The organism is Aeromonas sp. QDB54 (genome assembly GCF_027707385.1).
Classification (GTDB): Bacteria; Pseudomonadota; Gammaproteobacteria; order Enterobacterales; family Aeromonadaceae; genus Aeromonas; species Aeromonas hydrophila.
The window spans coordinates 179721-204444 of sequence record NZ_JAPCIT010000002.1 but is presented as its reverse complement, the minus strand read 5'-3'; the positions used below and the strand labels follow the sequence as shown (position 1 = coordinate 204444).

General features: G+C 59.6%; 27 protein-coding genes and 4 tRNA genes. 6 read left to right on the top strand and 25 right to left on the bottom strand.

Annotation, left to right across the window (positions count from 1 at the left end; all coding sequences use genetic code 11):
- Positions 1 to 3 precede the first annotated feature (3 nt).
- The 17 genes from PG881_RS02935 to ruvA all read right to left on the bottom strand — a co-directional run bounded on the left by PG881_RS02935 (position 4) and on the right by ruvA (position 12056).
- Positions 4 to 79, bottom strand: a tRNA-Val gene (locus PG881_RS02935).
- Positions 80 to 100: 21 nt separating this feature from the next.
- Positions 101 to 176 (bottom strand) — tRNA-Lys (locus tag PG881_RS02930).
- A 48-nt stretch (positions 177 to 224) separates the two neighbouring features.
- Positions 225 to 300 (bottom strand) — tRNA-Val (locus tag PG881_RS02925).
- 31 nt (positions 301 to 331) lie between these two features.
- Positions 332 to 407: transfer RNA gene (locus PG881_RS02920), tRNA-Lys, on the bottom strand.
- Positions 408 to 581: 174 nt separating this feature from the next.
- On the bottom strand, positions 582 to 1391 hold the full coding sequence (gene ybgF / locus PG881_RS02915; protein WP_201904063.1) for a tol-pal system protein YbgF: 810 nt from the start codon (positions 1389 to 1391) through the stop codon (positions 582 to 584).
- Positions 1392 to 1549: 158 nt separating this feature from the next.
- Complete coding sequence (gene pal, locus PG881_RS02910) at positions 1550 to 2074, bottom strand: peptidoglycan-associated lipoprotein Pal (RefSeq protein WP_005304908.1); 525 nt, start codon at positions 2072 to 2074, stop codon at positions 1550 to 1552.
- 49 nt (positions 2075 to 2123) lie between these two features.
- Positions 2124 to 3449 (bottom strand): Tol-Pal system beta propeller repeat protein TolB, encoded by a 1326-nt coding sequence (tolB, locus tag PG881_RS02905; RefSeq protein ID WP_011707363.1) that lies wholly within the window; start codon positions 3447 to 3449, stop codon positions 2124 to 2126.
- A 94-nt stretch (positions 3450 to 3543) separates the two neighbouring features.
- A complete protein-coding gene (tolA, locus tag PG881_RS02900) occupies positions 3544 to 4707 on the bottom strand; it encodes a cell envelope integrity protein TolA (RefSeq protein ID WP_011707364.1) in 1164 nt (387 codons plus the stop codon).
- Between the two features lie 5 nt (positions 4708 to 4712).
- Complete coding sequence (gene tolR / locus PG881_RS02895) at positions 4713 to 5159, bottom strand: protein TolR (protein ID WP_011707365.1); 447 nt, start codon at positions 5157 to 5159, stop codon at positions 4713 to 4715.
- Positions 5159 to 5848 (bottom strand): protein TolQ, encoded by a 690-nt coding sequence (gene tolQ, locus PG881_RS02890; RefSeq protein WP_011707366.1) that lies wholly within the window; start codon positions 5846 to 5848, stop codon positions 5159 to 5161. The genes tolR and tolQ overlap by 1 nt, the downstream gene beginning before the upstream one ends.
- The gene (ybgC, locus tag PG881_RS02885; RefSeq protein ID WP_011707367.1) at positions 5838 to 6245 is read right to left on the bottom strand and encodes a tol-pal system-associated acyl-CoA thioesterase; all 408 of its coding nucleotides are present in this window, start codon (positions 6243 to 6245) and stop codon (positions 5838 to 5840) included. The genes tolQ and ybgC overlap by 11 nt, the downstream gene beginning before the upstream one ends.
- A gap of 105 nt (positions 6246 to 6350) precedes the next feature.
- Complete coding sequence (locus PG881_RS02880; RefSeq protein ID WP_039213707.1) at positions 6351 to 6662, bottom strand: cyd operon YbgE family protein; 312 nt, start codon at positions 6660 to 6662, stop codon at positions 6351 to 6353.
- Positions 6649 to 6765 carry a cytochrome bd-I oxidase subunit CydX gene (gene cydX / locus PG881_RS02875; RefSeq protein ID WP_005304933.1) on the bottom strand — a complete coding sequence of 39 codons (117 nt, stop codon included), beginning with the start codon at positions 6763 to 6765 and terminating at the stop codon, positions 6649 to 6651. Before cydX ends, PG881_RS02880 begins: the two co-directional genes overlap by 14 nt.
- 14 nt (positions 6766 to 6779) lie before the next feature.
- Positions 6780 to 7916 carry a cytochrome d ubiquinol oxidase subunit II gene (gene cydB / locus PG881_RS02870; RefSeq protein ID WP_270797967.1) on the bottom strand — a complete coding sequence of 379 codons (1137 nt, stop codon included), beginning with the start codon at positions 7914 to 7916 and terminating at the stop codon, positions 6780 to 6782.
- A gap of 12 nt (positions 7917 to 7928) precedes the next feature.
- Complete coding sequence (gene cydA / locus PG881_RS02865) at positions 7929 to 9485, bottom strand: cytochrome ubiquinol oxidase subunit I (protein ID WP_065475691.1); 1557 nt, start codon at positions 9483 to 9485, stop codon at positions 7929 to 7931.
- Between the two features lie 937 nt (positions 9486 to 10422).
- Entirely contained in the window at positions 10423 to 11433 is a 1011-nt protein-coding gene (gene ruvB / locus PG881_RS02860; protein WP_011707371.1) for a Holliday junction branch migration DNA helicase RuvB, read from the bottom strand.
- A gap of 8 nt (positions 11434 to 11441) precedes the next feature.
- The gene (gene ruvA, locus PG881_RS02855; RefSeq protein ID WP_270797965.1) at positions 11442 to 12056 is read right to left on the bottom strand and encodes a Holliday junction branch migration protein RuvA; all 615 of its coding nucleotides are present in this window, start codon (positions 12054 to 12056) and stop codon (positions 11442 to 11444) included.
- A gap of 238 nt (positions 12057 to 12294) precedes the next feature.
- Here ruvA and PG881_RS02850 point away from each other — a divergent pair, with 238 nt between their 5' ends.
- Positions 12295 to 14304, top strand: a complete 2010-nt coding sequence (locus PG881_RS02850; protein ID WP_016351961.1) for a methyl-accepting chemotaxis protein — start codon at positions 12295 to 12297, stop codon at positions 14302 to 14304.
- A gap of 135 nt (positions 14305 to 14439) precedes the next feature.
- Complete coding sequence (locus tag PG881_RS02845; protein ID WP_016351962.1) at positions 14440 to 16164, top strand: proline--tRNA ligase; 1725 nt, start codon at positions 14440 to 14442, stop codon at positions 16162 to 16164.
- Positions 16165 to 16249: 85 nt separating this feature from the next.
- On the opposite strand, the gene PG881_RS02840 is transcribed toward PG881_RS02845, so the two are convergent.
- The 3 genes from PG881_RS02840 to PG881_RS02830 form a co-directional block, all read right to left on the bottom strand.
- The gene (locus PG881_RS02840; RefSeq protein WP_253628120.1) at positions 16250 to 16927 is read right to left on the bottom strand and encodes an SDR family oxidoreductase; all 678 of its coding nucleotides are present in this window, start codon (positions 16925 to 16927) and stop codon (positions 16250 to 16252) included.
- A gap of 64 nt (positions 16928 to 16991) precedes the next feature.
- The gene (locus PG881_RS02835; RefSeq protein ID WP_270797962.1) at positions 16992 to 17621 is read right to left on the bottom strand and encodes a TIGR04219 family outer membrane beta-barrel protein; all 630 of its coding nucleotides are present in this window, start codon (positions 17619 to 17621) and stop codon (positions 16992 to 16994) included.
- Between the two features lie 95 nt (positions 17622 to 17716).
- Positions 17717 to 18157 carry a copper chaperone PCu(A)C gene (locus PG881_RS02830; RefSeq protein ID WP_016351963.1) on the bottom strand — a complete coding sequence of 147 codons (441 nt, stop codon included), beginning with the start codon at positions 18155 to 18157 and terminating at the stop codon, positions 17717 to 17719.
- A gap of 89 nt (positions 18158 to 18246) precedes the next feature.
- On the opposite strand from PG881_RS02830, the gene PG881_RS02825 reads away from it, so the two are divergent.
- On the top strand, positions 18247 to 18996 hold the full coding sequence (locus tag PG881_RS02825) for an enoyl-CoA hydratase-related protein (RefSeq protein WP_065475681.1): 750 nt from the start codon (positions 18247 to 18249) through the stop codon (positions 18994 to 18996).
- A 3-nt stretch (positions 18997 to 18999) separates the two neighbouring features.
- On the opposite strand, the gene PG881_RS02820 is transcribed toward PG881_RS02825, so the two are convergent.
- Positions 19000 to 19428 (bottom strand): DUF2753 domain-containing protein, encoded by a 429-nt coding sequence (locus PG881_RS02820; protein WP_011707379.1) that lies wholly within the window; start codon positions 19426 to 19428, stop codon positions 19000 to 19002.
- A 290-nt stretch (positions 19429 to 19718) separates the two neighbouring features.
- Here PG881_RS02820 and PG881_RS02815 point away from each other — a divergent pair, with 290 nt between their 5' ends.
- Entirely contained in the window at positions 19719 to 20384 is a 666-nt protein-coding gene (locus PG881_RS02815; protein WP_270797959.1) for a CatB-related O-acetyltransferase, read from the top strand.
- A gap of 49 nt (positions 20385 to 20433) precedes the next feature.
- Here the strand turns inward: PG881_RS02815 and PG881_RS02810 are convergent, their stop codons facing one another.
- Complete coding sequence (locus tag PG881_RS02810) at positions 20434 to 21141, bottom strand: ParB-like protein (protein ID WP_011707381.1); 708 nt, start codon at positions 21139 to 21141, stop codon at positions 20434 to 20436.
- A 172-nt stretch (positions 21142 to 21313) separates the two neighbouring features.
- Between PG881_RS02810 and PG881_RS02805 the strand changes: the two genes are divergently transcribed.
- The gene (locus PG881_RS02805; RefSeq protein WP_270797958.1) at positions 21314 to 22918 is read left to right on the top strand and encodes a peptide ABC transporter substrate-binding protein; all 1605 of its coding nucleotides are present in this window, start codon (positions 21314 to 21316) and stop codon (positions 22916 to 22918) included.
- A 112-nt stretch (positions 22919 to 23030) separates the two neighbouring features.
- Positions 23031 to 23342, top strand: a complete 312-nt coding sequence (locus tag PG881_RS02800) for a hypothetical protein (RefSeq protein WP_270797957.1) — start codon at positions 23031 to 23033, stop codon at positions 23340 to 23342.
- 54 nt (positions 23343 to 23396) lie between these two features.
- Here PG881_RS02800 and PG881_RS02795 read toward each other — a convergent pair whose 3' ends face one another.
- From PG881_RS02795 to PG881_RS02785, 3 genes are read right to left on the bottom strand one after another with little or no spacing between them, the layout of a single operon-like run.
- Positions 23397 to 23816 carry a DUF4426 domain-containing protein gene (locus tag PG881_RS02795; RefSeq protein ID WP_011707384.1) on the bottom strand — a complete coding sequence of 140 codons (420 nt, stop codon included), beginning with the start codon at positions 23814 to 23816 and terminating at the stop codon, positions 23397 to 23399.
- An 18-nt stretch (positions 23817 to 23834) separates the two neighbouring features.
- Positions 23835 to 24134, bottom strand: coding sequence for a DUF167 family protein YggU (yggU, locus tag PG881_RS02790; protein WP_011707385.1), 300 nt, complete (start codon positions 24132 to 24134; stop codon positions 23835 to 23837).
- Entirely contained in the window at positions 24134 to 24685 is a 552-nt protein-coding gene (locus tag PG881_RS02785; protein ID WP_017411214.1) for a YggT family protein, read from the bottom strand. Before PG881_RS02785 ends, yggU begins: the two co-directional genes overlap by 1 nt.
- Positions 24686 to 24724: the final 39 nt, after the last annotated feature.

Sequence of the window (24724 nt, the reverse complement as noted above, 5' to 3'; positions counted from 1 at the left end):
AGATGGTGGTCGTTACTGGGATCGAACCAGTGACCCCCTCCTTGTAAGGGAGGTGCTCTCCCAGCTGAGCTAAACGACCTGGGAATTCTTGTGGCCAGATTGGTGGGTCGTGTAGGGATCGAACCTACGACCAATTGATTAAGAGTCAACTGCTCTACCGACTGAGCTAACGACCCACACCGACTTGCCTGGCACACTGCTTGCCTTGGCAAACAGTTTAAAACTGGTGGTCGCTACTGGGATCGAACCAGTGACCCCCTCCTTGTAAGGGAGGTGCTCTCCCAGCTGAGCTAAGCGACCTGGGAATGCTGTCTCCACCTGGTGGAGAGAATGGTGGGTCGTGCTGGATTCGAACCAGCGACCAATTGATTAAAAGTCAACTGCTCTACCGACTGAGCTAACGACCCTCACCACGACCAGGACCGACTGCAATACTGCACCGGCTCTGACGGCGGCCTATATTACGGATTTATCATCCTGGCGCAATAGAAAAATCTTAAATTCAATCTGTTTGTTCATTGCGCATACAAAGCGGGGCTGTATTTACAAGACTGTTACGAAAACAGTGACATGCAGCAATGTTACAGCTTGCTCAAACTCTGCTTGGCCAGTTGGGCCGGCGAGGTGTTCGGGTAACCCTTGATCACCTGCTCATAGAAGTTCTTCGCTTCCGCCTTCTTGCCGTCAAGCTGTGCCAGCATGCCCAGCTTCAACAGCGCATCGGCTCGCTTGGGCGACTTGCTGAACTTGGTTGCCACCGTGGTGAACTGGGCAGCAGCGCCGGTCCGGTCACCCTTGTTGAACAACAGCTGACCCAGCCAGTAATGGGCATTGGGGACATAGCTCGAGCTTGGATACTGTTTGATGAACCCTTCGAAGGCGGGGATGGCCTTGTCGTAGTTCTTCTCCTTGAGCACCATGTTCACGGCCGCATCGTAGGCCTGGTTCTCATTCAGGTTGGTCGAGTAGTTGGCCGCAGCTGCCGGTGCCGCGCTCGCAGCGGCGGCTGCCGGGGCGGCTGGCGTAGCAGCAGGCTGGCTGTTGGCCACCTTGTCGAGCTCCTGATAGAGCTGACGCTGACGCTCTTGCGACTGTTCCATCTGGTAAGTCTGCTGTTCCAGCTGACCGCGCAGCTCGGATACCTCCCCCTGCAGGGAGTCGACCTGCTGCTGCAATTCGGCTTGCAGGCGCAGACGGGCATTGAGGGTGCGCTCCAGCAGGGCAACCCTGTCTTCCAGGCTGCCGGTGGGCACGATGGCGCCGTTGTTGCCGCTAAGGACAACACCGCCACCCGAGTCACCGCTCAGATCGCTGACGGGAGCCGCCGCCTGCGCATTCAGAGCAACCAATACGGCCAGCGCAACAACAGCTTGCTTGTACACAGATTTCATTCGGATCAAACCTTAGCGTTTAGGGCAAATAAAACGGCCAGCGCCATCGTCGCTCGCTTATACAGATTTCATTCGGATCAAACCTTGGCGTTTAGTGCAAATAAAACGGCCATCGAAATGGCCGCTTGCATATAAACGAACTTTGTTCGGTTTAAACCTTAGTAAACCAGAACCGCACGGCGGTTTTTGGCAAAGGCATCCTCGGTGTGGGACATGTCCAGCGGCTTCTCTTCGCCATAGCTGACGATGGAGAGCTGCTCGGCCTGCACACCCAGGGTTTGCAGATACTTGGCAACGGCCTTGGCACGACGCTCGCCCAGGGCGATGTTGTACTCCGGAGTACCGCGCTCGTCGGCGTGACCTTCGATCAGGACTTTAACGCTCGGGCGCTCGCGCAGGTAGCTGGCGTGGGCATCCAGCAGATCAGCGTACTGACCCTGGATATCGTAACCGTCGAACGGGAAGTAGATCACGTTGTCACGTTGCAGCGCTTCGAACTTCTGACGCATCTGCTCTTCCGGGGACAACATGCCGTTGGCGCCGCCGGTTTGTACACCGCCCATGCCGTCGGTCATACCTGACTCAGCGCCAGCGGCGTCAGAATCAGAAGAAGAGCTACAAGCGGCCAGGGTGAACAGTGGCAGTGCGATGGCCAAACCCTTGAGCAGTTTATTGAGTTGCATGCTATTTCCTTAAACCTTTATAACAAAACAAAAAACAATTGGATTTTTATCAATTCAAGAAGGGCGACCAAGCTGGTGCACGAATTTCACCGCTACTGGTCGGAAGCACAGCCTTGAAGCGACCATCAGTCGACACCAACGCGAGACTCTTACGACCCTGATAGATGGTGGCATAAATGATCATGCTGCCATTGGGAGCCACACTTGGCGACTCATCCAGCGCACTCTGGGTAAGGACCAGCAGGGCATTGTTTTCCATGTCCTGACGGGCAATACGGTACTGCCCCTGAACACGAGTCACCATCACCATGATTTTGCCATCAGGAGTGATGGATGCGCCCTGGTTGGATTCACCTTCCCAAGTCATCCGGCGAGTCATACCAGTCGCCAAATTTACGCTATAAATCTGGGGTTTGCCACCACGTTCAGAGGTGAACAACAAATTTTGCCCGTCCGGCATCCAGGAGGGTTCGGTGTCGATCACCCGGCTGGTTGTGACGCGGGTCAGCTGCTTGCTAGCGACATCAACCACATAGAGGTTCGGTGAACCATCCTTGGAGAGAACGATAGCCAGACGACGACCATCCGGAGACCACTCAGGCGCGCCGTTGATCCCGCGGAAACTGGTGATCAGGCTGCGCTGCTGGGTGTAGATATCCTGCACGTAGATCTCGGACTTCTGGTTCTCGAAACTCACGTAGGCCAGCTTGCTGCCATCCGGCGACCAGGCCGGGGACATCAGCGGCTCGCGGGAGCGCAGCAGGGTCTTCTCGTTGTAGCCGTCGTAGTCGGCGATGCGCAGCTGATACGGGAACTGGGTGCCCTGCTGGACGGATACATAGGCCAGACGAGTCAGGAAGGCCCCACGCTCGCCGGTCAGACGCTCATAGACGATGTCGGAGATGCGGTGAGCGAACTGACGCATCTGGGCACCCGGGATGGTCGCCATGCGGCTGTCCAGGATATAGCCGTTGCTCTCGCCACCTTGCGCCTTGGCCAGCTGGCCCTTCAGCACGTCGACCAACTCGAAGTTGATCTTGTAGGTACCGTCACCGACAGCGGCAATGGAACCGACCACCACGGCCTCGACCCCTTGTGAAGCCCAGGGTGCGAAGTTGATTTCGCCGCTGGTGCTCGGCGTCTGCGGCATCTGGCCACGAGCCAGCGGCTTGAACTTGCCGCTGCGCATCAGGTCGTTGGAGACCACTTCCGCGATGTCCTGCGGCAGCTGGCCATTGCCTTCCCACTTGAAGGGGGCGACCGCAATGGGTCGGGCACTGTCGATACCGCCAGTGATGACGATGTCCAAGGCCGCCTGGGCGCTCTGGCCCAGCAACAAACAGCCAACCAAAGCAAAAAACACTTTTCTTATCATGGCTTAAATACTCGGTTCCAAAAAAATGAGAGATTAACTTCCTTTCTCGGCAAGATGCTGCCAACCACGCTACACGATTTACCTTACCCAGGCCTTAGATGCTCGGTTCCAACTTGAGGTTGAACTCCTTCAACATCTCGAACGCCGCAGGATCCTTCGGCACCGGCAGTTGGTTGGCCTTCAATACGGCCGCCTTGCCGGAACGACATACCGCCGGGTCACCCTGGCCGTTATCTACCGAAATGACAAAGCCAGTGCTCGCAAGACGTACGCCGATAGTACATGTTTTGCCCCGCATGGTGGGATCCAAAATCATATATCGCTCAACAGTCGCCTTGATGAGTGCCGCGTATTTGTCGACCTCGCCCTGCGCTGCAGCAGATGCAGCCTGACTGCGAGCATTTGCCTCAGCCGCCAGCTGCTGCTGCATCATGTCTTCCATCTCTTTTTGCAGCTTGGCCTCCTCGGCCGCCTTGCGCTTGCGCTCTGCCGCGATCTTGGCCTGCTTGTCGGCCTCCGCCTTGGCTTTCTTCTCTGCGTCAGCTTTTGCCTTCTTGGCGGCCTCTTCTTTGGCCTCCTTGGCTTTCTTGTCGGCTTCGGCCTTGGCCTTTTTCTCGGCCTCCGCCTTGGCTTTCTTGTCCGCTTCGGCCTTGGCTTTCTTCTCAGCCTCCTGCTTGGCCTTCTTCTCGGCTTCCGCCTTCTTGGCTGCGTCCGCCTTGGCCTGCTTCTCTTCGGCCTCTTTCTTCTCTTGTTCCTTTTTCTTCTTCAGCGCCAGCGCCTTGCTCTCTTCTTCCGCGGCCTTGCGCTCGGCTTCCACCTTCTTGGCTTTCTGCTCTTCCAGCTTGCGGGCTTCCTCGGCCTTCTGGGCCTTCTCTTCCGCCTGCTTCTGCTCGGCTACCTTCTTCTGCTTTTCAGCCTCGGCCTTGCGGGTGGCCTCTTCGGCCTCCTTGCGCTTGGTCTCGGCGATACGCAGCCGCTCCTGCTGCTGGGCCAGCTCGCGCTTGGCGATGTCCGTGTCTTCCTTATCCTTCTCTTTCTCTACCTTCTGCGGCTTGGGCTGAGACTTCTGCTGCTGGATCTGCTTGGCCTGCTCGTTGAGGAAATTCTCGTCGAGCATGACGGCATTGACGATCTGCCCCTTCGACTCGGGTCGCTTCGGCTTGCTGAAGTCGAGCCCGACAAACAGGATGATGCCGATGATCAGGTGCAGCAGAAGCGACGCGATGAGATAACCGGAAATACCACGCTTCACATCCATCTCCGTCAGTTCACCGGATCCGTCATCAGGCCGACCTGAGGCACACCCGCTTTCTTGAGGGCCACCATCAGCAGGATCACCTCTTCATAGCGCACCGACTTGTCGCCGGCGACCACCACCGGGGCGTTCTGGTTGATGGCCAGGTAGCCCATGGCCTTCTCGGTGATGTATTGCTGCATCGCCTCGGGAGTACCGGCAGGCACCGGCTCGTCATCGGCCTCGCCGGCCTTGATTACGTACTCACCTTCGGTGTTGACGCTGACGATGAAGGGCGGCTTGGCATCTTCCGGCAACTGCTCGGATTCCGCCTGCGGCAGGTCAACCTTGACCCCTTGCGTGATCACGGGCGTCACCGCCATGAAGATGATAAGCAGCACCAGCATGACGTCGATATAGGGAACCACGTTGATCTCGGCCACCTTCTTGCGCCGGATCCGCTGATAGGTTTGCATTACTGATCACCCTGCTGCTGAGCAATTTGACGGTTCAGAATGGTGGTGAACTCGTCCATGAAGTTGGCGTAGGCGTTTTCCAGCCGCTCGACCTTGTTGGAGAAGCGGTTGTAGAAGATAACGGCCGGGATGGCGGCAAACAGACCCATGGCGGTGGCGATCAGCGCTTCCGCGATACCGGGTGCCACCATCTGCAGGGTGGCCTGCTGCACCTGACCCAGGGCGATAAAGGCGTTCATGATCCCCCAGACGGTACCAAACAGACCGATGTAGGGGCTGATGGAGCCGATGGTCGCCAGCACCGGCAGGTTGGATTCCAGTTCGTCCACGGCACGGGAAAGGGAGACCCGCATGGCACGGTAAGTACCGTCCATCACCGCATCCTGACCACGGGCACCGGCCTTGAGCAGACGGGCGTACTCCTTGAAGCCGGAGTAGAAGATGTCTTCCATGCCTTCGATGTCGTCGCGACGGGAGGAGGACTCCTGGTAGAGACGGTTCAGATCGACCCCGGACCAGAATCTGTCTTCAAATTGCTCCGATGCGAGATTGGCTGCCTTGATGGCCTTGGAACGCTGGATGATCAGCGCCCAGGAGACTACCGACATACCCATCAGGGTCATCATGACCAGTTTTACCAGCAGGCTGGCTTGCCAAAACAGGCCAATAAACGAAATTTCAGCGTGCACTTAACAGCACTCCCTTCACATTTTCAGGTATTGCAACAGGTTTCATATGCGGATGACTGACACAGGCTATCTGTACCATGGCCTGGGTGATCAGTCGTCCATCAGCCGCCAGTATCCGTTGTGAAAAACGCATGGAGGCGCGTTTCACTTCAGTCACTTGCGTTAATACAGTCAAAAGCTCATTAAATCGGGCCGCCGAGCGGAAATCGATCTCTGTTCGACTCACCACAAACGCGAACCCGTCGCGCAGCATGACATCCTGTTCGATGCCGCCGCAGCGCAGGAACTCGGTGCGAGCACGTTCCATAAACTTGAGATAATTGGCGTTGTAGACGATGCCCCCGGCATCGGTGTCTTCGTAGTAGACCCGTACCGGAAACTCAGAGACTTCCCCCATAACAATCTGTGATCCATTCGACAGTCAGATGGGGGACTATCATAGCGCAGGGCTGAATAGGAAAGAAGCAGGGGGAAGCAGGGAAATCCTGCCTCCCCCCGTTTTTTATGAAAGGAAATAGCCTTGGGTCAACCAGAGCCCATATAACAAACTGGGCCAGGCGAGCCAGGGGCAAAACAGCACACGACCGATGAGGCTGCGGGGATGAAATCCCAGCCCGTGCATGACGCCGCAACAGACCGCCCACATCAGCCAGGGCGCGAGCCAGAGCCCGTGTTCACTGGTATTGGCGGCCACCAGGTTGGGAGCCTGTAAAATGGCGACGGCCAGAAGGGCCGCCGCCAACAGCATCAACCCCTGCCAGGGTTGGCGCTCCAATGGAGCGGCCAACCGGGCGAGTCGATCACTTGTTCTCATCGATCTGGCGATCCATGTTCTCGGTGTGCTCCAGCCAGAGCGCATTGATGATGCCGAATGCGCAAGCCAGCAACAGACCCAGGATCCAGGTGAAATACCACATATCAGGGCACCTTCTTAGTAGAGCGATTGTTGGTTGTCTTCGATGTGCTTGCTGGTCACCCGGCCGAACATCTTGATGTAGGTCCACAGGGTATAACCCAGCACAATCGGTACGAAGATGGCAGCCGCCACCGTCATCACCTTGAGGGTGTTGAAGGAGGCAGTGGCATCCCACATGGTCAGGCTCAGTGACGGCTCAAGACTGGAAGGCATCACGAACGGGAACATGGAGAAGCCCGCAGTCAGGATCACGCCGGCAACCGCCAGGGAGGAGGTAGTGAACGCCAGCCAGCCCTTGTTCAGTTTGGCGAACAGCGCGGTCAGCAGGCTCATGGCCAGACCCAGCATAGGTGCGGCAACCATCCAGGGATAGAGGCTGTAGTTGTTCATCCAGGCTCCGGCCTGACGCACCACTTCCTTGTTCATCGGATTGGAAACGGCATCAGTCGCGGCCGCCTTGACCACCACATAGCCTTCCATGCCGCTGACCCAGAAACCGGCCAGACCGAACAGCACCAGCGTCAGCAGCGAGCAGATCATGGCAGCAGTGCGGGAGCGGGCCAGCACTTCACCGTCGGTCTTCATCATCAGCCAGGTCGCACCCTGAGTGACCAGCATGAACAGGCTCACCAGGCCGGCCAGCAGGCCGAACGGATTGAGCAGACCGAAGAAGTTGCCGTGATAGGTCAGCATCATGAACTGGTTGAAGTCGAACGGTACGCCCTGCAGCAGGTTGCCGAATGCCACCCCAAACACGATGGGCGGCACCGCACTGCCGACGAACAGCGCCCAGTCCCAGTTGCTGCGCCACTTGGCGTCTTCACGCAGGGAGCGGTACTTGAAGCCGACCGGGCGGAAGAACAGGGCCATCAGCGTCAGGATCATGGCGATGTAGAAGCCGGAGAAGGCGGCGGCATAGACCATGGGCCAGGCGGCAAACAGGGCACCACCGGCAGTCACCAGCCATACCTGGTTGCCTTCCCAGTGCGGGCCCATGGTGTTGAGCATCACCCGACGCTCGACATCCTTCTTGCCGACGAAGGGGAGCAGTGCGCCCACCCCCATATCGAAGCCGTCGGTGATGGCGAAACCGATCAGCAAGACACCGACCAGCACCCACCAGACCAGACGCAACATTTCGTAATCAAACATGGGTTACTCTCCTTATGCCTTGCTCTGTTCGAAGTGGTACTTGCCCGTCTTCAGGCTGCTTGGGCCCAGACGCGCGTACTTGAACATCAGGTACATCTCGATGATCAGCAGTACGGTATAGAACAGGCAGATCCCGATCAGGGAGAACCAGATCTCGGACGCCGGCACATTGGATGCAGAGACGGAGGTCGGCAGCACTTCGGCGATGGTCCAGGGCTGACGGCCATACTCAGCGACGAACCAGCCGCACTCGATGGCGATCCAGGGCAAGGGGATACCGTACAGCAGCGCCTTGAGCAGCCACTTGCGCTCGCCGATCTTGTGACGGGTGCTGTCATAGAAGGCCAGACCGATCAGCAGCAGCATCAGCATGCCGCAGGCAACCATGATGCGGAAGGCAAAGAACAGCGGTGCAACCTGCGGGATGGAGTCATCCACGGCAGCCTTGATCTGTTCGTCGGTGGCATCGGTGACGTTGTTGGTGTAGCGCTTGAGCAGCAGACCGTAGCCCAGATCCTGCTTCACTTCATCGAAGCGGGCACGGGTATCGTCGGACTTGTCGCCGGATTGCAGCTTGGTCAACAGGTCGTAGGCGGTCATGCCGTTGCGCACGCGCAGCTCATGCTCGCTCTTCAGATCCTTGAGGCCGGTGACCTGACCATCCAGGGAACGGGTAGCGATGATGCCGAGCGCATAGGGGATCTTGATGGCGTAGTCGGTGCGCATCTCTTCCTGATTCGGAATGCCGAACAGGGTAAAGGAGGCAGGTGCCGGCTCGGTGTTCCACTCGGCCTCGATGGCCGCCAGTTTCACCTTCTGCACTTCACCGGTCTCGTAACCGGACTCGTCACCGAGGATCAGCACGGAGAGGATGGAAGCCATGCCGAAAGCGGCTGCAATGGCGAAGGAGCGACGAGCAAAGGCAACATCACGATTCTTCAGCAGGTAATAGGAAGAGATACCCAGCACGAACATGGCGCCCGTGGTGTAGCCGGCCGCGACGGTATGCACGAACTTGACCTGGGCAACCGGGTTGAACACCAGATCAGCGAAACTCACCATCTCCATCCGCATGGATTCGAAGTTGAATTCGGCACCGACCGGGTTCTGCATCCAGCCGTTGGCCACCAGGATCCAGAGGGCGGAGAGGTTGGTCCCGAGTGCCATCAGCCAGGTCGCAGCCAGGTGCTGACGCTTGGAGAGGCGATCCCAACCGAAGAAGAACATACCGACGAAGGTAGATTCCAGGAAGAAGGCCATCAAGCCTTCGATGGCCAGCGGGGCCCCGAAGATATCGCCGACGTAGTGGGAGTAGTAAGCCCAGTTGGTACCGAACTGAAACTCCATGGTCAGCCCTGTGGTGACCCCAAGGGCAAAGTTGATACCAAACAACTTGCCCCAGAACTTGGTCATGTCCCGGTAGACAGGGTTGTTGGTCATCACATAGACAGACTCCATGATCGCCAGAATGAAGGCCATTCCGAGCGTCAGGGGCACAAACAGGAAGTGATAAAGGGCCGTCGCAGCGAATTGGAACCGCGATAGGTCTACCACATGCTCAGCAATCATGATGTTTCCTCACCGATTATTGGCACGGCTATTTTAAGTTTTAAGGACAAAGCTTCCGTTGGAAGTCCCCGAATTATCGGTCATGTTCCAGTTTTGCACTGACGACCGGATTCGACTGCCACCACATTAACAACAAGGCAATAATATGGAACAAAAAAAGCTAATGTTTAACAATTACAAAACAATCCAGCTTGCTTTATTCCCGCCCATAATGACCTGCGTTTTATATCACCTTTATTTGATTGAAATCAATGTAAAACCATCATGAATACATGCCTTTTAAAGGCATTTTCACGACCGATGAGATTTATTTTAGAGAGCTGTGTCACAAAAAAACAAAGATCGCAAATCATTGATTTAAATCAAATTTATATTTATCACCAATTAGTAATGGTTCTGTTAAAAAACAACTGACAAGGTCGTTTTCATAATGTTTCCTGTGGCTGTGCCGGGTCCGAATCAAACTAATTAAAAACCACTAAAAGCGCATGTTCATGCTAATTCCACAAGCCGGCAAAATGATTAGTTAATCTAATCTGAGATAGGTAATTTTTCTTGTTTGTCCGAGTCCGATAGAGCTCCTACAATGCGCCTCGCAGTGAGGGCATACCCTTGGATACAGGCCGGTCAATCTGGGTTCCCGGTACGTATTCGATGAACATTTCGAACCTGTTTATTGGAATCAAAGATGAAAAAGTTTGTTGCTAAAACCATCCGTTACTACAAGCTTTCGTTCGTGCAGCTCTATCAAATGAACCGACTCTGAGGCCTCGCGACGGCTCCTCTGTTTTTTTACCGGTCTGTCTCCAGACGCACTCACTGTCTGTGAACATCCATCCTGAATTGTCTTTGCCCACCGCATCCGCAGTGGGCTTTTTTTTTGCCCGGATAACAAAAAACCGCCTCTAGCGGCGGTTTTTTGTTCAATCAGCTATTTTCACCCTTCATCTGGCCGTTGCAGGCCAAAATGCGCATAAGCTCTTGGTGTCGCGATCCGCCCTCTGGGTGTACGTTGCAGATAGCCCTGCTGGATCAGATAAGGCTCGAGTACATCCTCGATAGTGTCCTTCTCCTCCCCGATGGCAGCCGCCAGGTTGTCGAGCCCCACCGGCCCGCCCAGAAACTTGTCTATCACAGCCAACAATAACTTGCGGTCCATGAAGTCGAAGCCTTCATTATCCACGTCCAGCATGTCCATGGCTCGGGCCGCTATGGGTCCATCAATGCGGCCGTCAGATTTCACCTGGGCAAAATCGCGCACCCGGCGCAACAAACGGTTAGCAATTCGCGGCGTACCGCGCGAACGACGCGCCACCTCCAGTGCACCGTCTTCCGTCATGTCGAGCCCGAGGCAACGGGCGCTGCGCGCGACGATGTCGGTCAGATCCTTGACGTTGTAGAACTCGAGCCGTTGCACTATGCCAAAACGATCCCGCAGCGGACTGGTGAGGGAGCCAGCCCGGGTCGTGGCACCGATCAGGGTGAAGGGGGGCAGATCGAGCTTGATGGAACGGGCGGCGGGCCCCTCCCCGATCATGATGTCGAGCTGGTAATCTTCCATCGCCGGATAGAGCACCTCCTCCACCACCGGACTGAGGCGGTGGATCTCGTCGATGAACAGCACGTCGTTCGGTTCGAGGTTGGTGAGCAGCGCCGCCAGATCGCCGGCCTTCTCCAGCACCGGGCCGGAGGTGGTCTTGATGTTGACCCCCATCTCGTTGGCCACGATGTTGGCCAGCGTGGTCTTGCCAAGCCCCGGCGGGCCGAAGATCAACAGGTGATCGAGCGCCTCGCCGCGCTGGCGCGCCGCCGCGATGAAGATCTCCATCTGCTCGCAGACGGGATCCTGACCGGTGTAATCGGCCAGCAGCTTGGGCCGGATGGCCCGATCGATGACTTCCTCTTCCCGCCCGCCGGAGGCGGAGATGAGACGATCCGCTTCAATCATTGTCTACCTCACACCAGGCTGCGCAGTGCTTCACGGATGATATCTTCCACCGACATGCCGTCGACAGCGACCTTGCTGACGATCTGACTGGCCTGCTGCGGCTTGTAGCCGAGCGCCACCAGCGCGCTGGCTGCCTCTTCGCTCGAATCCGGCGCCCGCAGGGCACTCTCTCTGGCAGGCAGGGTGATCTCGGCCGGCGAGAAGAGATCGTGGCTGACCCAGCCCTTGAGCCGGTCCTTCATCTCCACCACCAACCGATCGGCGGTCTTCTTGCCCACTCCCGGCAACTTGACCAGGGAGCTTATCTCTTCGCGCTCGACGCTCAGCACGAACTGGGTGGCAGTCATGCCGGAGAGGATGGCCAGCGCCAGCTTGGGACCGACCCCGTTGGTCTTGATCAGCTCGCGAAACAGCGCCCGCTCCTGCTTGTGGTTGAAGCCATAGAGCAGCTGGGCATCTTCCCGCACCACGAAGTGGGTGTGGATGGTCGCCTCCTTGCCGATCTCGGGCAGATCATAGAAGCAGCTCATGGGCATCTGTACCTCATAGCCCACGCCCCCGACCTCCAGCAGTACCTCGGGGGGTTGTTTCTCAATGACTACGCCTCTCAAGCGACCAATCACGGCAATCTCCTCACCAAACCAGCTATCTGTAAATTGGCTCATAGCATAAAGAATAACTGGATAAGTATCCAGCATAGGGCGGTGAGGATCGGGGCGGATTCTCGGCACGTTCGCCCGTTGCCAGCCATGCTTGGATCCGGGTATGGCAACAACTTTATTTTTCATCGGGAATGGCGGATTCCCGCCATTGATAAAACACTGAATTGGGTTTGTTCGGAGCCAAGGAAGGTCCTGCATCATGAAAATTGTCACCACATCGAATCTCGGGCTGACCATTCTGCTCAGCTGCACGCTGGGGATGGGCATCGTCGGCTGGTATGGCAGCCAGCGGCTGGCGGATCTGCTCTCCTATGTATTGGGCGCCGCCTGGCAGACTGCCGATGGCGCCATGGAAGGGTCCATCGAGCTCGGCAACCAGTCGCTCTACATCCAGAAGATGCTCAGAGGCATGCCGCTCGACGAGCCGGAGCTGCAGCGCGCCAGAGCGGCCACCGCCGATGCCATGCGCCGGGTGGGGGAAGGCCGGTTGATCGACGCCACCGCCATCAGCGCGATGGATCAGCAGCATCTGGCCTATCAGCAGCAACAGGAGCAGTTGCTGGCACTCTACCGGGCCTTTACCAGCGTCGATCAGGCGCTGCGCGCCAGCTCGGAGCGCATGTCCCGCCTCTCGACCCAGCTTGAGGTGGTGGGGGACGGCGCGGTCGAGAGCCTGACCCAGTCGCCGGATCAGGCCATCAGCTGGAATGGCGGTCTGGCAACCCGCTGGCATGCTGCCGATGGCGGCATGGAGGCCAACATCGGCTTCCTGCGCCAGCTCTATGCACTGGAGAAGATGCAGAGCGAGGGGCCGACTCCCGCCATCCAGGCCGAGATGAAGGAGGCGACCCGCTTCTACCAGGAAGCGGTCGACGCCATGCTGGGCAGCGGCATGTTTGATGTGCCCGGCGAAGGGGAATTTGCCGGCCAGTCGCTGGCAACCCAGTACCGCACCTTGCAAACCGAGGTACAGCGGCTGATGGTGCAGTGGATGGCGGCACTGGGCGAGTATCAGGGTCAACTGGTCAACTATGAACGCAGTGCCGACCAGCTCAAGCAGCAACTGGTCGAGGTCGAAGCCAAGGGGGACGCCACGGTCGAGGATCAGGTGAACCAGCTCAACAGCATCATCAGCCACACCAAGAACCTGCTGCTGGGGGGCCTGCTGTTGAGCCTGCTGCTCGTGACCCTGTGCGGCTTCTGGCTGGTGCGCACCATCGTCAAACCCCTGCTGCAGGTCAATCAGCGCATGCAGGATATCGCGGCAGGAGAAGGCGACCTCAATGCCCGCATCAATCTCAAGCGCGACGACGAGATTGGCTCGCTGGCCGGCAGCGTGGATCGCTTCATCGAGAAACTGCAGAAGATGATCAGCTCCACCATGGACAACAACCAGCACATCAGCGAGCACGTCCACACCTCGGTCAACCGGGTCGAAGCCATCAGCCAGAGCAGCCGCCAGACCGCCGAACACGCCCAGGCACTGCACCACGACAGCGAGCAGATGGTCCAGGTCGCCACCTCCATCTCGGACAACTGCAGCCTGGCGGCACAAAACGCCAACGAGGTACGCCAGCTCACCGCCGAGAGCAGCCAATACGTGACCTCCGCCAGCAACGGCATGCAGCGGGTAGTGGTGGAAGTGGGCGAGTGCGCCAACGCCATCAATGCCCTCAAGGAGCAGGCCAGCCAGATTGGCCAGATCATCTCCACCATCAGCAGCATTTCGGAGCAGACCAACCTGCTGGCGCTCAACGCCGCCATCGAGGCGGCCCGGGCCGGCGAAATGGGCCGCGGCTTTGCCGTGGTGGCCGACGAGGTGCGCACCCTGGCCAATCGCACCGCCTCCTCCAGCGCCGAAATAACCGAGGTGATCAACAGCATCCAGCAACAGACCGAGAAAGCCTATCTGATGATGCAGCGCAATCTGAAGACGGTGGAATCCGGTATGGAGGACTCTGACAACACCAGGCAGATCCTGTTCAAGGTGGAAGAGGCCATCGACCATCTGGCGGACATGGTGCAACAGGTGGCCGATGCCACCGGTCAGCTCTCCCATACCCTGAGCCACACCTCGGACAAGGTCTCCGGCATCAGCCTGCAGGCCCAGACCGGCGAGCAGGAGGCGCAGGAGTGCCTGCAGCTCGCCTCCTCCCTGCATCAGGCCAGCCTGCTGCAACAGCGCCTGCTGTCGCAATTTCGGGTCTGACCCAAGCGGGGGCGATGCCCCCGCTTTCTCCCGTCGTACGAATTTAGCCCTTGGGCCGCAGGGTCCGGCCTGTTAAAATTCCGCTCTTGAAATTATCCAGGGCCCAGCCGCCCGTCTTAGCTAAGGTCTACCGCGATGCGTACCAGCCAATATCTGCTTTCCACTCTCAAGGAAACCCCGTCCGATGCCGAGATCGTCAGCCATCAGCTGATGCTGCGCGCCGGCATGATCCGCAAACTGGCCTCCGGCATGTATGCCTGGCTGCCGTCCGGTCTGCGGGTTCTGAAAAAAATCGAGAACATTGTTCGCGAAGAGATGAACAATGCTGGTGCCATCGAAGTCTCCATGCCGGTGGTGCAACCCGCCGAGCTGTGGCAGGAATCCGGCCGCTGGGATGACTACGGTCCCGAGCTGTGCCGTCTGACCGACCGTCACAACCGTCCCTTCGTGCTGGGTCCGACCCACGAAGAGGTGATCACCTCGCTGGTGCGTTACGAAGTGAACAGCTACAAGCAGCTGCCGCTCAACCTCTACCAGATCCAGACCAAGTTCCGCGATGAAGTGCGTCCCCGCTTCGGCGTGATGCGCGGTCGCGAATTCCTGATGAAGGACGCCTACTCCTTCCACATCGACAAGGCTTCGCTGATCGAAACCTACGAGCGGATGCACGCCGCCTACTGCGCCGCCTTCACCCGCATGGGGCTGAACTTCCGTCCGGTGCAGGCCGATACCGGCTCCATCGGTGGTACTGGCTCCCACGAATTCCAGGTGCTGGCCGAGAGCGGTGAAGACTTGATCGCCTTCTCCGATACATCAGATTACGCCGCCAACATCGAGATGGCCGAAGCGCTGGCACCGGCTGGCGAGCGCCCTGCCGCCACCGCGGCCCTGACCAAGGTTGCTACCCCGGCCGTCCACACCATCATTGATGTGGCCGCCTTCCTGAACGTGGCGCCGAGCGCCATCGCCAAGACCCTGCTGGTGCTGGGCGAAGAGGACGAACACGGCAACCAGGCCGTCATCGCACTGGTCCTGCGTGGCGATCACGAGCTGAACGAAATCAAGGCCGAGAAACTGCCGGGTGTTGCCAACCCGCTGACCTTCGCCAACGACGAGCAGATCAAGACTGCCGCCGGTTGCGACGCAGGCTCCATCGGCCCGGTCGGCTTTGCCGGTCGCATCATCGCCGATCGCAGCGCCGCCCATCTGGCGGACTTCGTCTGCGGCGCCAACGAGACCGGCTTCCACCTGACCGGTGCCAACTGGGATCGCGACATCACCACTTACGAAGTTGCCGACCTGCGCAACGTGGTAGAAGGCGACCCAAGCCCGTGCGGCCAGGGCAAGCTGCTGCTCAAGCGCGGCATCGAAGTGGGCCACATCTTCCAGCTGGGTACCAAGTACTCCGAAGCCATGAAGGCGAGCGTGCTGAACGAGGGCGGCAAGTCCGTCACCATGGAGATGGGTTGCTACGGTATCGGGGTTTCCCGCCTGGTGGCTGCCGCCATCGAGCAGAACAACGACCAGTACGGCATCATCTGGCCGGAAGCCATCGCCCCGTTCGAAGTGGCCATCGTGCCGATGAACATGCACAAGTCCGAGCGCGTGGCCGAGCAGGCTCAGCAGTTCTACACCGAGCTGAAGGCCGCCGGGGTGGATGTGCTGTTCGACGACCGTAAAGAGCGCCCGGGCGTGATGTTCGCCGACATGGAGCTGCTGGGTGTGCCGCACGCAATCGTCATCGGCGATCGCGGTCTGGACAACGGTGTGGTGGAGTACAAGTGCCGCCGCACTGGCGAGAAGCAGGAAGTGGCGATCAGCGAGATCGTTGCCCTGCTCAAGGCCAAGCTGGGCCGTTAATTCCGCCCCTTGCCCCCATAAAAAAGCGCGCCATTAGGCGCGCTTTTTGTTTTCTGCCGCAGGGCAGAGGCGAGGCTGGCCGCAGCTAGTTGCGACCGATGAAGAGATCGGTCACATGGCAGCTGCTTCTGGCTTCCAGCGCATCCAGCATGTAGGCGGCGGCGTCTTCCGGGGTCATGAAGCCGCTGCTGTCCACGTGATCCGAGTTGTCCCAGAATTCGCTGCGGATCCCGCTCGGATAGAGGTTCACCAGCCGCAGCGGCGAGCCTTTCAGCTCGGCCCGCAACGACTCCAGAAAACCGCGCATGCCCCATTTGGAGGCGCAGTAGAGGCTCTCGTTGGCCTTGCCCACCTGGGCGGCGGAGGAGAGCACGTTGGCCAGCACACCGCCCTTGTCGCCGATGAGGCGCACCGTCTGCTGGGCCACCAGAATGGTGGAGATGAGGTTGCTCTCCACCACCCGGCGGATCTGCTCGGCGGTATAGACGCCGACCGGGCCGAACTCGCCCACGCCGGCGCAGTGCAGCACCAGCTCGGGCAGGCCGCCCCACTCCACCGCAGCGGCGAACGCCACGTCCACTTCTTCGTGGTGCGCCAGATCGGCAGCAATGCCGATCACCGCCTTGCCAAGCAACGCCTCCTGCTCCTGCAGCCTCTGATAACGACGCCCCATCATGGAGACCTGATGACCGCGTTCAACCAGACCTATGGTGAGCGCCCGGCCCAGACCGGACCCCGCCCCTGTCACTATGATATGACCCATGCTCTTTCCTCGTCGGATGCCGCCATCGGGATGATGGGGGCATCGTCATCAGCCGTTGCCGGAATTAGAAGATGAATTCGCCGCCGATGAACCAGCCGTCGACCCGCTGGTCAACACGGTCGAAGTCCATGCTCGCATCACGCCAGCCGGCACGCACCTTGAGCGGTACGGTCGCGAACTTGTAGGAACCACCCAGACGGTAGTCGTAGTTGTCGGCATCCTGCACGCGGGCATCGCCGAAGGCGGCAAAGCCGGTACCCGGGATGCGCACTTCGGCGCCGGTGTAGGCCATCAGCACGTCCTTGTCATAGGAGTAGTGCTGGGTGTTGAAATCACCATCGTAGCGACGACCAGTCAGACCCAGATCGATCTGGAACAGGTCGTTGTTGAACAGGCGATAGTAGAGGCTCAAGTCATACGCCATCAGATCGTTGTTGAGGGCGCCGCCGCTGGTACCGAAATCGGAGATCTCGAACTTGGCGTTGGGCAGCAGGATGATGCCGTGCTCCAGTTGCAGGTAGCCGCTCCAGTTGTAGTTCTCGTCGTAGCTGCCATTGGCCCCGACACCGTTGATCTGGCCGCTGCCCTGAGCATTCCATACATCGGTACCGGCAGCGAAACGCCAGTCATCGGCAGCCATAGCAGCCTGGCTGAACAGGGCCAGTACGCAACCGGCAATCAAGGTCTTCTTCATCACGTCACTCTCTATCTATGGACTGGAAAGGCCATCATTTTACCCAGTGCGACGGGAATACACAGTGTAAAAAACTGAACAAGCGTCCATTAATGTCAGTGCTGCATGCCTGCCATGGGTTCAATCGGCTTCACCGGCAGGTTCAACTCCAGCTTCTGGCCATCATCCATGGTCAATGTCAGCGGGAAAGGGGTGCCCTGGGAGAGCTCGCGCACCTCGAACAGCATGATGTGAAAACTGCCGGGTTTGAGCGCCACTTCCCCCTTGGCCGGCACCTCTATGCTCTCGACCTGGCGCATCTTCATCACGCCGTTCTCGTGCAGATGGGTGTGCAGCTCGGCGCGGCCCACCTCGGGCGAGGCGGCAGCCACCAGCTTGACCGGCTGATCCGCATCATTCTTCAGCACCAGAAAGGCGGCGGTGTTGGGCGAGCCCGGCGGCAACAGGCGCACATAGCCGTCGACAGCCTCGACCTTGGCCAGGGCGGGAGCAGCCAGCCCCAGGGCCAGCAGGGAATAGAACGCACGTTTAAACATGGTTGAAATCCTTTTATGATGTTGTTAAACGCCGCAAAGATTACCGCAGCGGTAAGCTTTTGACAGCCAGCAATAACAAGGATTTAGACATGGACCCCATTATCATTGTCGAGCAGCAGGATGGCTTGCTCACCCTGACCCTCAATCGTCCCGACAAGCGCAATGCCCTCAATACCGCCATGTATCGTGCGCTCACCGACGCCTTGCGACAAGCGACGGAAGATGACGCCATCCATGCCCTGCTCATCCAGGGGCAGAGCGACTGCTTTACCGCCGGCAATGATCTGGCCGACTTCGTGGGGAAAGAGGCCCTGGAGGCGGACGATCCCATCTTGCAGTTCCTCCACACCCTGGCCGACTTCCCGAAGCCGGTGATCGCCGCGGTCGGCGGTGCGGCGGTGGGGATCGGCACCACCCTGCTGCTGCACTGCGATCTGGTCTATCTGGCCGACAATGCCCGCCTGCAACTGCCCTTTGTCGAGCTGGGGCTGGTGCCGGAGTTTGCCTCCAGCCTGTTGCTGCCGCGCAGCGTGGGTCACTTGAAGGCGGCGGAGCTGTTGCTGCTGGCCGAAGCCATCGATGCCGACGAGGCACTGCGGCTGGGGCTCGCCAACCGGGTGCTGGCGGCCGAAGCCCTGCTCCCCTTTGCCCGGGAGCAGGGTTTGAAGCTGGCTGCCAAGGCGCCGAAGGCACTGCAAAAGAGCAAGGCGCTGCTCAAGCAGGAGCTCAGGCAGGCGGTGCACTTCGTCATCGATCTGGAGGCGCGTGCCTTCTCCCTCGCCCTGCAGGGGGAAGAGGCACAAACGCGGATCGCCCAGCGCCTCAAAGGCCGTAAATGATCCTCAGTTGAGGCGAAAACGGCCGATCAGCTCGCAGCCCTGCACCTGATCCTGCAACTGGATCAAGCGGGCAATGTCGGGATTGGGGTGGCGCTTGAGGAAAGAGAGCAGCGCCGCCCGACAGCAACCCAGTTCGCTGATGAGGGATTCGCACTCCTGGTTCGGACACTGGGGCACCAACGCCGTCACCAGCTCGGAGGCCAGCTTGAGGTAACGCAGCTCGTAGGCCGGCTCCTCCATGGCGCGCCAGAAATCGGCCAGCCGGTGGCAGGTCGCCACCCGCATGCTGGCCAACTCGTCCAGCTCACCGTCACTCAGTTCATATACCTCGGCGAGGGCCTGCTGATAGAGGCAGATGGCGGTGCCGAGCGCGCCAGCGCCCAGTGCGTTTTCAGCCTCCAGCATGTAACGCTGCCAGATTTGATGGGTCATGCCGATCTCCCTGGTTGATGGGTGGGACTTTTATCATGCCCAGTTGAGAATGAATATCAACCCGATATTTCGTGCAGGTTTTGACCAGATAACGATGCTTGGCTTGGCCCCCATCCCCATATGACTTACCATGCCGATCCACCCTTCAGGACCCGCATTCTCCATGCTGCGACCCCGTTTACCCCAGGATCTGGGCTGCTCGACCCTGTGCGTGCCCCGCCTGCTGGTCTGGATCTATTAGCTGCGCTCCTCGCGCCATCCACCCTATCCATTTGAACGAGGAGACAACCATGAAACCCTGCCAACACTGGTCGCAGGTCGAGTACCTGCACCTGACGGTGAGCAACCCCAACATCCACCTGAAGGGGCGCCGCAGCTACTACTCCGGCGCCTGGGACGGTCCGTTTGAAGAGGCCGCCGTGCGCTATCTGCACGGCGACAGCTTCAGCCGCAGCCCAGAGACCGGCTGGGAGCCGCTCTGGCACATCGATCAGCTGCATATCGGCGACTATGTGCAAATAGCCGCCGGGGTGAAGATCCTGATGGGCGGCAACCACACCCACAATGCCGACTTCATCAGCACCTATCCGTTTGCCGATCTCGATGCCCTCCAGCGCAGCTATCGCCCTGCCGGCGACACCCGCATCGGCAACGACGTCTGGATCGGCATGGACGCCATGATCATGCCGGGGGTCACCGTCGGCGACGGCGCCATCATAGCGGCGCGCGCCCTGGTCAATCAGGATGTGCCGCCCTATGCCATGGTGGCCGGTACGCCGGCCAAAGTGATCAGGATGCGCTTTGCTGAGGAAGAGATCGCCCGCTTGCAGGCGCTGGCCTGGTGGGAATGGCCGGATGCCCAGGTGCAGGCCTTGCTGCCGCTGATCCAGCAAGGCGAAGTGGCCCTGCTGGAACAGGCCGCCGCGCACTGGCAGCAGGCCCGGCAATCATCATGACAGCGGGGGGCATTGGCCCCCCGCAGTTGCTTTGATAGCGGCTATCCCCTCAGTTGCCGCTGCGCGACTGATTGACCCGGCACTGCTTGCCCGGATAACCGGGCAGATCCGCCGCCTTGCTGCTGCATGCCAGCCGTTTGGCCTGATAGAGGCGATCCGCCAGATTGGCACTGTCGACCGGCAACCAATCCATCTGCTGGCCGAGCCAGCTGGCCCAGGCAAATTCGACGAAGTAGACCTGCTCCCGTTTGTCGAAATAGCCCGCATCCTGCAGCAGCCCGGCCACCGTCCGGTAGGGGTAATCCGGCAGTTCACCGATGTGGGCCGGCAGTTGCTGCGGCGTCAGTGCGCCACCCTTTTCATCCTTGAGCCAGGCCCAGTGGTTGCACTGCATCTGGCTCCAGAAGTTCTCCTTGTCCTGCAACCTGGCGATCACCTTGACCCGCACCTGCTTCACGCCAGACTGCCACAACGCCTTGGTCAGATGGTGCCTGTCCACCAGCCAGTAACCACCATCGGGCGCAATGACGATGGGGATCTCTTTCTTTTTCATCAACTTGTCGAGCTGCTTTGCACTCTTGCCCGCCAGCTCGGCCTGGGTGTTGTCGACCTGGATCTGGCCCACGCCGCCCTGGGTCGGATGCAGCTGATCTATGTTTACCTCGCACCAGCTGCCAACCTGGCTCTCGCGCTCACACGGTGCCAGCGCCCAGGCCCCCTGACTGATGGCCAGGGCCAACAGGATCCATGTTCTCATTGCTCACTCCTCTGCCCGAATGGCGGGTCAAATAAGATGCCGGGGAGTCCCCTCATCCAAGGGACTCATACTGGCGGTCTGACCAGCAAACGGGATATCATGATTTCCCGTCTGTCGGCGATCACTTCTCGCCGAGTTTTCACCCCGCTTCACACTATTTGAAGGATCAACCATGAAAGGATGGAGTCCCCTGCTGGCCCTGCTGGGCTGTGCCTGTGTCCAGGCTGCCGATGTTCCACCCGGCACCCAGCTCGCCGCCGAACAGGCCGTCGTGCGTCATCTGAAAGACGAGCCGGCAAGCCTGAGCCCGCTCAAGCTGGTCGGCCTGCCCGAGTTGCAGGTACTGCGGGATCTCTACGAGGGGCTGCTGACCCAGGGACCGGACGGCAAGGTGCTGCCCGGGGTAGCCGCCAGCTGGGACAACCAGGGCAATCAGCACTTCACCTTCCATCTGCGCCCGGATGCCCGCTGGTCCAACGGCGATCCCGTGCAGGCCGCCGACTTCGTCTACGGCTGGCGCAAACTGGTCGATCCCAAGGAGGCCGCCACCTTTGCCTGGTTCGCCCAGCTGGCCCGCTTCGACAAGGTGGATGAGATCGTGGCCGGCAAGCTGCCCCCCGCAGAGCTCGGGGTGAAGGCCCTCGATGAGCATACCCTGCAGGTGACCCTCTCCCAGCCAGTGCCCTACTTCCTGAGCCTGCTGACCCACCCCAGCCTGTCGCCGCTGCATCGCGCCAGCATGGAGCAATACGGCAACCAGTGGACCCAGCCCGGCAAGCTGGTCGGCAACGGCGCCTTCGTGCTGAGTCAGCGGGTGGTGAACGAGAAGCTGGAGCTGACTCCCAACCCCTACTACTGGGATCGCGCCCATACCGTGCTGACCAAGGTCACCTTCGTGCCCATCAACCAGGAGAGCGCGGCCACCAACCGCTACCTGGCCGGCGACCTGCACATTACCGAATCCTTCCCCAAGGAGCAGTATCACAAGCTGATGCAGCAGATCCCGGGCGAGGTCTATACCCCGGATCAGCTCGGCACCTACTACTACGCCTTCAATACCCAGCGCGCCCCCCTCAACGACGTGCGAGTGCGCAAGGCGCTCTCCTACACCATCGATCGGGGCCTCATCGCCAGCAAGATCCTGGGCACCGGAGAAAAACCGGCCTATCACTTCACCCCGGACGTGGTTGCCGGCTTCGAGCCCAAGGCCAACCTGCTCTCCAGCAGCAGTCAGCAGGAGCTGGACGACAAGGCCAGAGCCCTGCTCAAGGCGGCGGGCTACGGCCCGGCCAACCCGCTCAAGCTGACCCTGCTCTACAACACGGCCGAGGTACACAAGAAGATGGCGCTGGCCATCGCCAACCTGTGGAAACAGAAGCTGGGAGCCCGGGTCGAGCTCACCAATCAGGAGTGGAAAACCTATCTCGACAGCCGCCAGAGCGGCCAGTTCGAGGTGATCCGCTCCTCCTGGGTGGCCGACTACAATGACCCGTCCGCCTTCCTCGGCCTGTGGGGCTCCCACCACAGCGGCAACATGGCCCGCTTCGCCAACGCCGGCTACGATGCCCTGCTGGCCAAGGCTGCCAACAGCCAGGATCCCCGTGAACGGGCCCGCCTGTTCGATGAGGCCGAAACCATACTGCAGGACGAGGCGCCCATCGCTCCCATCTATCAGTACACCAACGCCCGACTGATCAAGCCCTGGCTCAAGGGCTATCCCATCAACAACCCGGAAGACGTGGCCTACAGCCGCCAACTCTACCTCGTCAAACACTGACCCTGTGGGGGCCGGCCATGCCGGCTCCCTCTCTTCCCCTGTTCATGCTCAAGTTTTCGGCATAGAATGCCGCCCTTTCAGACAACCACACCCCTCAGTCACCGATGTTGTTATGCGCTATTTATTGATGATCGCCCTGCTGGCGGCCCTGCCCGTCCAGGCAGCCAGCGAGGCCCAGTGCCGCCAGGCCTTCACCGAGTGGATGCTGGCCCAGCACAAGCAGTTCAGCGACCGCAAGGCCAGCAAGATGGAGCGGCGCAGCGCGGAGCGGGCCATCGATCAGGTGCGCAGCGAGTTCTCGAAGCAGGAGAGCTTCTGTCAGGCCATGGAGTGGGTGGAACACAACCGGGATCAGGATCCCCGCTTCACCCCGCGGATCGGGGAGATCCACGACTTCACCCCGCCGGCCGACTCGCCGTCATGAAAAAAGCCCCGAACCTGCGTTCGGGGCTTTTTCTGGGCATGACAGGTACCGATATCAATCGACGTAGAAGGTCTGCTGGAAGGTCAACGTCTGCTGCTGCCCCTCTCCCATGATCTTCAGGGTGAACTGGTAGGTATCCTCGTTGCGATAGGGCAGCACCGCCAGATAGTAGATGGCATCCCCCTCCTTGACCTCCTGGAAGCTCAGGTTGCGGATGGTGCCGGTGAGGTTCTTGGCCTCGCCGCTGATCCCCACCGCCTGGGCGACCCCCTGCTTGTTCTGCACCGCGATGTTGACGATGCCGTTATAGCGGCTGCGCTCCAGGCCGTAGGCCTTGGCCACCTCGGGGGTGAGGAAGCTGGAGTTGAAGGCACTGTAGTGCACCTGCCAAGGGCCCAGCTCCTTCATCTGTTCGGCCCGCAGGGGCAAGGTCAGCAGCAGTGCCAGCAGGCAGCTTATCCAGGCTGTTTTCATGGTGTCATCCTTCTCGTGTTAACCCTGATTGTCCAGCAGGGCACTGACCTCGGCGGGGATCTGTCTGGGCGCCTCGATGGCGACCGTCTTGTGCCGCCCCAGCTCCCCCCGCACGATGCGAACCTGCCCCTTGGCCACCTTGAACTGCTTGGCCAGATACTTGATCAAGTGGCTGTTGGCCTGACCATCCACCGGCGGCGCCGTGATGGCCACTTTCAACTCTTCCCCATGCAATCCGACGATCTGATCCCGACTCGCCTTGGGCTGGATCATCAGATGCATTATCAGCTCATCCCCTTCCCGCAGGACGGCTGCCATCAAATCATCCACCACAGCTGGCCGAACAGATCACCCAACAGATAGTTTATGGCCTGCAGCCCGATAAAGGCGACCAGCACGGAGAGATCCAGCCCGCCCAGTGCCGGCAGAATGCGGCGGATGGGGGCCAGGAAAGGCTCAGTCAGCTGGTGCATCACGTACTCGATGGGGTTGCGACCCTGGCTGACCCAGCTCAGGATGGCACGGATCAGCAGCACCCAGAAGATCATGGAGCCGGCCTTCTTCAGCACAGTCAGCCCGGCAAACAGGCTGAGGGTGAGCCAGTCGGCCAGCAGCACGTTCATGCTCTTGAGCAGCGCCAGCTTGGCGAAGGCGATGATGATGGCCAGCAGCACAGAGGCCATGTCGAGCCCGCCAAACCCGGGAATGATCCGGCGCAGCGGCACCACCAGCGGATTGGTCAGCTTGACCACCATCTGGCTCATGGGGTTGTAGAAGTCTGCGCGGGCCCACTGCAGCCAGACGCGCAACAGCACCACCATGAGATAGAGGTCAAAAATCGTGTTAATCAGAAAATAAGCAGTGTTCATCTGGGCTCCAGGTTGAGACAGAGAGTAAGAGAAATCGGG